The organism is Paraburkholderia heleia NBRC 101817 (genome assembly GCF_000739775.1).
In the GTDB taxonomy this organism is placed as follows: Bacteria; Pseudomonadota; Gammaproteobacteria; order Burkholderiales; family Burkholderiaceae; genus Paraburkholderia; species Paraburkholderia heleia.
In genome coordinates this window covers 20,593-28,657 of record NZ_BBJH01000067.1, presented here as the reverse complement: position 1 = coordinate 28,657, position 8,065 = coordinate 20,593, and the positions used below count along the sequence as shown (strand labels likewise).

Here is an 8,065-nt window from a genome sequence, read left to right as displayed (position 1 = left end):
GTTATTACCTCAACGAATTCGTCGTGCCGTACCGCAAGCTGGTCGAGGCAGGCTACGAGCCGGTGATCGCCAATCCGAACGGCGACATGCCGGTGATGGACGCGAACTCGAACAACAAGCTGTTTTTCGGCGGCGACGATGCGGCGCGTGCGGAAGCACTGAAATACGCACAAGGCATCGCGCAACTGAAGCATCCGAAGACGCTGGCATCGGTCGTCTCCGAGGGGACCGGCGGTTACGTCGGTCTGTTTATCCCAGGCGGCCATGCGCCGATGGCCGACCTGCTCAAGGACCGGAATCTCGGCAAGATCCTGGTCAGCTTCCATGACAGCGGCCGTCCCACCGGGATCATCTGTCACGGGCCGATCGTGTTGCTGTCGACGCTGCACGATCCGGATGCCTTCGTTGCATCGATGGCCGCCAACGACGGCAAGGCGAATTCCTTCGCGGCCGGCTGGCCGTATGCCGGTTACCGGATGACCGTTTTCTCGACGGGCGAAGAACAGCAGCTCGAGGGTCCGAACGGGCTCGGCGGCAACGTGCAGTTCTATCCGGTGAACGCGCTGGCCGAAGCCGGCGCCCACGTCGACACGGTGGCCAACTGGCACAGCAATGTCATCGTCGATCGCGAGTTGATCACGGGGCAGCAGCCGATGTCGGCGCCGGAATTCGGCGATGTCCTCGTGGCGAAACTGAAGGCCCGCAGGAACTGAGTTCGTCTGCGATGGCTGCGACGGGGCGCATTGCGCCCCGTCGCGCCGACTGCGCTGCCGATGACCGGAAAACCATGACTATTCGACATGGACCGGGCAATGGGCGGCCTTTAACGTAGACGCGGACAAGTGCCTGACGCCGCGCGAAGCGGGAGTCAGTCCTGTTTTGTTCGTCTGCCGGCGCGTCCTTCGGTGGACATATCAACGGCTGGAAAGAGAGCCCATGTCCAGAGACAAAAATACGCTGCCGCAAGCCGGACCGGTTTCATCGCGCCGCATGGCGGGTCGCTTCAAACGGATCGTCGCGTGGTCGATCGTGGTGCTCGTCGTCGGTCTCGTCGGATTCGCCGCGTTCGCATGGCGACCGGCCATTCGCGAAGTGGCTACGCCTGACCCGTCGAGCTTTTCGCCCGTGCTGATCCAGCAGGGCGCCAAACTGGCCGCCGCCGGGTTCTGCGCGAGCTGTCACTCGGTGGCGGGCGCAAAGCCGTTTGCCGGCGGCTACGCGATGAAGACCGGTTTCGGCACGATCTACTCGACCAATATCTCGCCGGACCGCGAAACCGGCATCGGGAGCTGGTCCGAAGAGGCGTTTCGCCGTGCGATGCGTGAAGGCGTAGCGCGCGACGGCTCCCATCTGTTCCCCGCTTTCCCGTACGACCACTTCACGAAACTGTCGGATGCCGACGTGCACGCGCTGTATGCGTTCGTGATGACGCGCGAGCCGGTGCATGCGGAGAACCATCCGAACGAGATGCCATTTCCGTTCGGGATTCGCTCCCTCCAGGCTGGCTGGAAGTTGTTGTTCTTTCATCCGGGGCGGTTCGAGCCGCAAACCGACCAATCGGCGCGCTGGAATCGCGGCGCTTACCTGGCGGAGAGCCTGAGCCACTGTTCGGCCTGTCATACGTCGCGAGGGCCGCTCGGCGAGGAATTGACGAACCGCTTGTATCAGGGCGCGGCGGTCGACGGATGGTTCGCGCCGGCCCTGACTGCGGCGAATCCCGCGCCGGTGCCGTGGACGTCCGCGGAGTTGCGCGACTACCTGACGACAGGTGTGAGCCGTTATCACGGCACGGCGGCCGGGCCGATGGCGTCGGTGACGCAGGAACTGGGCGCGCTCGATCCGGACGATCAAGAGGCGCTGGTGACCTACGTCGAGTCGCTTGGCAACGGCGACGCGAGGGCCGGCCACGTTGCTTCGGCGGTGGGCGCAGCACTGGACGCCGACGCCCACGATCGCGAACGGATCGGCGATGCGGGCGGCCGCCTGTTCGTATCGGCGTGCGCGTCCTGCCACTACAACAGAGCACCCGGCGTGAACGCCATCCGGCCGGAACTCGGCCTCAACAGTGCGGTGTACCTGGACGACCCTTCGAATCTGATTCGCGTGATTCTGTACGGCATCGATGCGAAAGACGGGGCGAGCGGCGTCGTGATGCCTGGCTTCGCGCGCGGCATGACGGACGAAGACGTCGCGAAGATTGCCGCCTATCTGCGCAGTACACGCACCGAGAAGGCGCCGTGGCCGAATCTGGCGAAGCAGGTCGCCGCGATCCGTCATGCAGGACCAGGAGAGATTCGATGACACGTTTTCGCATCAACGGCCGTCCGATGACCGTCGAGACGGACGAGCAAACGCCTCTGTTGTGGGTTATCCGCGACGAGGTCGGACTCAAGGGGACCAAGTTCGGCTGCGGCATCGGCATGTGCGGCGCGTGCACGCTCCATGTCGGCGGCCGCCCGACACGCTCCTGCGTGACGCAGCTCGGTGCAGTCGAAGGGGCGGAGATCACGACGATCGAAGGACTGGATCCGCAGGGCCAGCATCCGGTGCAACGCGTATGGCGAGACCTCCAGGTACCGCAGTGCGGGTACTGCCAGTCCGGTCAGATCATGCAGGCGGTCGCGCTGCTCAAGGACTTCCCCGCGCCGACCGATGCGGATATCGATGCGGTGATGTCCGGCAACCTATGCCGCTGCATGACGTACACGCGCATTCGCGAGGCGATCAAACAGGCTGCGCGGGACATGGCGGGGAACGACGCATGAGCCGGGTCCATCAGGGCGGCATGGCCGTCAATCTCTCCCGGCGTTCCTTTCTCGTCGCGACGGCCGCGACGGGCGCGCTGTTCGGCTTTGCACGCACGGCGTTCGCGCTGGATGCGGCCGCCAATGTGCATGTGCATGCGGACCCCGCCGGAGCGGCCGGGGCGCTGTTCGAACCAGCGGTGTGGTTTAGCATCGATCATCAGGGCATCGTGTCCGTGAACGTTCCAAAGGCGGAGATGGGCCAGCACATCGGCACGGCGATCGCCCGCATCCTGGCCGACGAGCTGGAAGCCGACTGGAACATGGTCAGGATCGTGGGCGTCGACACGGACCCGAAGTGGGGCTTCATGGTGACGGGCGGCAGTACGTCGGTCTGGGCGACGTTCCCGGTGTTCAGCCGCGCCGGAGCCGCTGGCCGTATCGCGCTGATCGAAGCGGGGGCGAAGTTGATGGGCGTACCGGCGGCGGCCTGTGTTGCCCGTGGTGGAGCGGTTCACGCGCGCGGCCGCTCGATTGGCTATGGCGAGATCGTACGCCGAGGCAATCCCGCACGCCGCTTCTCGGCCGACGAGCTGAAAGCGCTGCCGATCAAACCGGCGGCCAGTCGTACCTTGATCGGCAGACCGGTCAAAGCTCTCGACGTTCCGTCCAAGACCACCGGTGCGGCGGTCTATGGGATCGACGTCGATCTGCCGGGGATGGTCTACGGGCGTCCGAAGTTGCCGCCCACGCGCTACGGCTCGAAGGTGGTCGCCATCGACGACAGTGCCGCGCGCGCCGTTAAGGGGTATCTGCGCAGCATTGCGCTGAACGATCCCTCGGACACTGTGCCCGGCTGGGTGATGGTGGTCGCGGAGAACTACTACACGGCGCTGCGCGCGGCGGACCTCGTCAAGGTGCAGTGGCAGAGCGGCGATACGTCGACGGTGTCGGAGAAGGATCTGCTTGATCACGCTGCCGCGCTCGTTGCCGATCGCCACCAGGGCGCGCTGCTCGACACGGGCGGCGGCGACGTGGACGGCGGCCTCGCGAGCGCCCGCAAGACGCTCGAAGGCACTTACACCACGACCGGCGTGCTGCATTTTCAGCTCGAGCCAGTCAATGCCGTTGCGTTGGAGAAGAACGGCGTCTTCGAAATTCACACCGGCAATCAGGCGCAGGGCTTCATTCTGCCGGTCCTCGCGAAGGCGCTTCAGGTGCCGGTCGAGCGCATCGTCATGCGGACCTATCTGATTGGCGGCGGTTTCGGCCGCCGGCTGAACGGCGACTACACCGTGCCGGCCGCGTTGACGGCGAAGCTGCTCGGTCGTCCGTTCAAGATGGTGTTGACGCGGGAAGACGACACGCGGCTCGATTCGCTGCGCTCGCCGACCTTGCAGCGGCTGCGGCTCGGATGGAACGACGCCGGCAGGATCGTCGCGATGGAGCACGTGGCGGTTGCGGGCTGGCCGAGCCTGACGGTGTTTCCGGGGAACATGCAGAAGGGCACCAACGGCGTGTCCTATGACCCGTTCTCGATTTCGGGCGCGGATCACTGGTACGACGTCGACGCGCTGCGGGTGCGCGCCGTGAACAACGATCTCGCGCAAAAGAGCTTCCGTCCGGGGTGGCTGCGCGCGGTCGCGCCGGGCTGGACGAACTGGGCGCTCGAGTCGTTTATGGACGAGGTCGCACACGCCCAGAAGGTCGATCCCGTCGCGCTGCGCGTCGCGCATCTCACGGCCGCTGGCCGCAACGTCGGCGTCGCGCCGAGTTCGGTGGGCGGCGCGCTGCGCCAGGCCAATGTAATCCGGCGCGTGGCGGCGCGCGCCGGTTGGGGACGCGCGATGCCGGCCGATACTGGCCTCGGCATCGCCAGCTCATTTGGCCAGGAGCGCGCGATGCCGACGTGGTGCGCATGCGTCGCCGAGGTCAAGGTGGACCGGCGAACGGGCCGCGTGAGCGTTCAGAAGCTGTGGGTGGAAATTGACGCGGGCTCGATCGTCGATCCCGACGGGGCGCTAGCCCAGGCGCAGGGCGGCACGTTGTGGGGATTGAGCATGGCCCTTTACGAAGGTACCGAATTCGAGAAAGGGAATGTGAAAGACCTGAATCTGGACACCTACACGCCGCTGCGCATGGCCGACGTGCCGGACATCGACATTGCGTTCGTCGACAGCGCCGAAGCCCCGGTCGGGCTGGGCGAGCCGCCGACGACCGTGGTGGCGCCCGCGATCGGCAATGCGATTTTCGCGGCAGTCGGCGTGCGGATGCGCCATCTGCCGATGCGGGCTTCGGCGCTCAAGGCGGCGCTGGAGCGGCATTGACATGACGTCTGCCTCGCGGCGCTTGTCGCGACCCTTTCGCGACCTGCTTGCGACGCTCTGCCAGGCGGGCGCCGCCCCGGTCAGCATCGCCATGAAGATGGCCAGCACGCACACGGTGCCGATAATCGGACCGAGCTGCGGATGCGCCGCCATGAAGGCGAACAGCGGATAGGTGCCCAGCAACACACATAGCGCGCCGACCGTCATCACGGGGCGGCGCCCCCAGCGGTCCGAGAGATGGCCCACGACCGGCGACAGCACCATGAAGCAGGCGATCTGCAGGCTTGCAGCCACGAGCGCCTGCGACGCGGGCAGGCCGAGCGTACGCGTCAGGTAGATCGGCATGCTTGTCGCACCACCCCATTCACCGCCCGGCGCGAAGCCCTGCATCACCCGCGCGATGACGATCGACACCGAGGCGGCCACGCCGGCGGTCTCGAAGCCGGGCATCAGGCCGATCAGCGCCGTGCCGATTGCCATCAGCACGATCACCCACAGCAACGCCGCCTTGCGGCCGGCCCGGTCACACCGTAGGCGCCGAGCACGGTCGCCCCCAGAGGCCGCGCGACAAAACCCACGCCAAAAGTGGCGGTGGCGACCAGGAACGACGTGGCCTCGCTGGCCGCCGGAAAGAAGTGCTGCGCAATCTGGGGGGAGAAGTATGCATACAGCACGAAGTCGTACCACTCCAGGATATTGCCGAGCGATGCCGCCACCACGGCCCGCCGCGCGCGGGCCGGTGCGGTTGCGACGGACGAGCCGGGGCGAAGCCAGGCGTCATGCGCGCGGGAAGGATGCGTGTTCATGGTCGGACCCGAGAAAGAGAAGGGGAAAGGAGGACGCCCCACGTCATGACGAGGCCGCGTCGTGCACCGGGCGCTCAGCGGCGCATCAAACGGAACGCGCTCAACGCGCGATCGAGATCCTCGTCGGACAGGGCAAGCGAGACCTGCAGGCGAAGGCGGGCCGCACCCTCGGGAACCACGGGATACGAGAAGGACTGGGCAAGTACGCCGCACTCGGCCAACGCAGACGCCGCCGCCTGAGAGCGCGCTGCGTCGCCGAACATGACCGGCACGATGGGGTGCTCACCGGGCATCACGTCGTAGCCGGCTTCGGCCAGGGCGCGCCGCAGGTACGTGCTCATCGCGGCCAGTCGTGCGAAGTCGATCTCACCTTGCTCGATGAGGTCGAGCGTGCGGATCGACGCCGCCGCAATGGCCGGCATCAGCGCGTTCGAGAACAGATAGGGGCGGCCGAATTGGCGGATGGTGTCTACCGTGACGGCGGGACCCGCGACAAAGCCGCCCGAAGCCCCGCCGAGGGCCTTGCCCAACGTGCCGACATAGAGGTCGACCGCCGCCATCTGTTGCTGGACCTCGGCGGTGCCGCGCCCCGTATTACCGATCACGCCGATACCATGCGAATCGTCCATCACCAGCAGCGTGCGGTGCTGCCTGCACGCAGTTCCAAGCGCGGCCAGCGGCGCCTGCGTGCCGTCCATCGAGAAGACCCCGTCAGTGACCAGCAGCCGCGCCCCGTCGTCGGACGCGGCAGCCAAGGCGTGCGCGGCGGCGGCGGCGTCGCGATTGGTGTAGCGGCTACGCCCTGCCCGGCACAGGCGGATGCCGTCGATGATGCTCGCATGATTGAGCGCGTCTGAGACGACCGTATCCCCTTCGTCCAGCAGCGCCTCGAACAGGGCGCCGTTGGCGTCGAACGCCGACGGGAACAGCGCACAGGCCTCGGTGCCGGGGAATGCGGCCAGCCGGCGCTCGAGCATCCAGTGCAATTCGTGCGTGCCGCTGATGAAGCGCACCGATGCCATGCCGAAGCCAACGCGCGCAATTGCCTCGATGGCGGCCTCCGCGATACGCGGGTCGCTCGCGAGCCCCAGGTAGTTGTTGGCGCACAGGTTGACGTAATCGCGCGTCTTTCCGCCCGGCGATGCTCGCGCGGCCACAACCCCGCCCTGGGCCGACGTGATCGCCAGTTCGTGCTTGGCGGCGTGACGTGTCGCCAGCGCTTGCTGCCGCGCGTCAAGCCGGGTGCGCAACGCCTCATCGAGCATGAGCGACTCCGTCGTAGTTGACCGCGAGCGTGTAGGCAGGATCGTTATGCCAGGTCCAGTAAATGCGGAAGATCGTCTGGGTGATCTCGCCCGGCCGACCGTTACCTACCGTCGTGCCATTCAGACGTGAGACTGGCATGATGCCGCCCGCGGTCGAGGTAATGAAGATCTCGTCAGCATCACGCAGCAATGTTTCGTTCACCGCGCCGGCGTTCACGGAAAGGCCTTCTTGCGCGGCGATGTCGAATACCGTGCGGCGGGTGATGCCATGCAGCACGCCGCGTTCGGGCGTGTGCAGCGTGCCGTCCTTGACGACAAAAATATTGAATCCCGGGCCTTCGGCGATATTCCCGTCCATGTCCTTGATGACAACCGTTTCCGCACCGGCGTCGAAACCGGCGAACTGCGCGGTCACCAGGTCGAGCCAGTGATAATTCTTGATCTGCGGATCGACCGACTCGGGCGGAATGCGCCGCACGCTGTCGATCAGATGCAAATGCAGGCCGTCCTTGAGCTGGCGGGCATTGGCCACCGAACCGTACGGGACGGCGAACGCGACGAATTGGTTGAGCGCCTCGCGCGGATCGCGACTGAATGTCGGTGAAATGCCGCGCGTGCAGAGCATCTCGACATAGGCGTTACGATGCCCCGAGCGCCGCACGCACTCGACGAGAATGTCGCACAGAGTGTCGTCGTCGTGGGAAACGGCAAGACGCAGCTTGGCGAGCGAACGGCGAAAGCGTTCGATGTGCAGGTCCAGGCGGAAGAACTTGCCATCCCAGACGTGCACGGTGTCATACGTCACGTCGGAATGCAGAAGGCCCCAGTCGAGCACCGAGACGCGCGCTTCAGACATAGGAAGGAAACGCCCGGCCATATAGGCGACGCCGTGCGGGTAGGTCAGGCCGTCGATGCGCCCCACG

The 8,065-nt window shown here is 66.1% G+C and carries 7 protein-coding genes and 1 pseudogene; 4 read left to right on the top strand and 4 right to left on the bottom strand.

The features are described from left to right. Nucleotides 1-23 precede the first annotated feature (23 nt). The 4 genes from BHE01S_RS34875 (at nt 24) to BHE01S_RS34860 (ending at nt 5,071) form a co-directional block, all read left to right on the top strand. The gene (locus tag BHE01S_RS34875) at nt 24-713 is read left to right on the top strand and encodes a type 1 glutamine amidotransferase domain-containing protein (RefSeq protein WP_245639953.1); all 690 of its coding nucleotides are present in this window, start codon (nt 24-26) and stop codon (nt 711-713) included. A 223-nt stretch (nt 714-936) separates the two neighbouring features. Then, entirely contained in the window at nt 937-2,301 is a 1,365-nt protein-coding gene (locus BHE01S_RS34870) for a c-type cytochrome (protein WP_245639952.1), read from the top strand. Further along, complete coding sequence (locus BHE01S_RS34865; RefSeq protein WP_042272863.1) at nt 2,298-2,765, top strand: (2Fe-2S)-binding protein; 468 nt, start codon at nt 2,298-2,300, stop codon at nt 2,763-2,765. The genes BHE01S_RS34870 and BHE01S_RS34865 overlap by 4 nt, the downstream gene beginning before the upstream one ends. Next, on the top strand, nt 2,762-5,071 hold the full coding sequence (locus BHE01S_RS34860; protein WP_042272861.1) for a xanthine dehydrogenase family protein molybdopterin-binding subunit: 2,310 nt from the start codon (nt 2,762-2,764) through the stop codon (nt 5,069-5,071). Before BHE01S_RS34865 ends, BHE01S_RS34860 begins: the two co-directional genes overlap by 4 nt. A 57-nt stretch (nt 5,072-5,128) precedes the next feature. Here the strand turns inward: BHE01S_RS34860 and BHE01S_RS39420 are convergent. The 4 genes and pseudogenes from BHE01S_RS39420 to BHE01S_RS39415 form a co-directional block, all read right to left on the bottom strand. Beyond that, nucleotides 5,129-5,416 (bottom strand): annotated as a pseudogene (locus BHE01S_RS39420) (MFS transporter); the annotation flags it as partial. A 143-nt stretch (nt 5,417-5,559) separates the two neighbouring features. Then, nucleotides 5,560-5,877 carry a hypothetical protein gene (locus tag BHE01S_RS34855; protein WP_052406241.1) on the bottom strand — a complete coding sequence of 106 codons (318 nt, stop codon included), beginning with the start codon at nt 5,875-5,877 and terminating at the stop codon, nt 5,560-5,562. A 74-nt stretch (nt 5,878-5,951) separates the two neighbouring features. Next, nucleotides 5,952-7,142, bottom strand: coding sequence for an aminotransferase class I/II-fold pyridoxal phosphate-dependent enzyme (locus BHE01S_RS34850; protein WP_042272859.1), 1,191 nt, complete (start codon nt 7,140-7,142; stop codon nt 5,952-5,954). Next, a complete protein-coding gene (locus BHE01S_RS39415; RefSeq protein WP_245639951.1) occupies nt 7,132-8,064 on the bottom strand; it encodes an aminotransferase class IV in 933 nt (310 codons plus the stop codon). The genes BHE01S_RS34850 and BHE01S_RS39415 overlap by 11 nt, the downstream gene beginning before the upstream one ends. Between the last annotated feature and the right edge of the window lies 1 nt (nt 8,065).

Excerpts from the sequence above, each read along its gene's own strand:
- BHE01S_RS34865 (WP_042272863.1), top strand. The coding sequence starts at position 2,298 with ATGACACGTTTTCGCATCAACGGCCGTCCGATGACCGTCGAGACGGAC.
- BHE01S_RS34870 (WP_245639952.1), top strand. The coding sequence starts at position 937 with ATGTCCAGAGACAAAAATACGCTGCCGCAAGCCGGACCGGTTTCATCG.
- BHE01S_RS34850 (WP_042272859.1), bottom strand. The coding sequence starts at position 7,142 with ATGCTCGATGAGGCGTTGCGCACCCGGCTTGACGCGCGGCAGCAAGCG.
- BHE01S_RS34855 (WP_052406241.1), bottom strand. The coding sequence starts at position 5,877 with ATGAACACGCATCCTTCCCGCGCGCATGACGCCTGGCTTCGCCCCGGC.
- BHE01S_RS34860 (WP_042272861.1), top strand. The coding sequence starts at position 2,762 with ATGAGCCGGGTCCATCAGGGCGGCATGGCCGTCAATCTCTCCCGGCGT.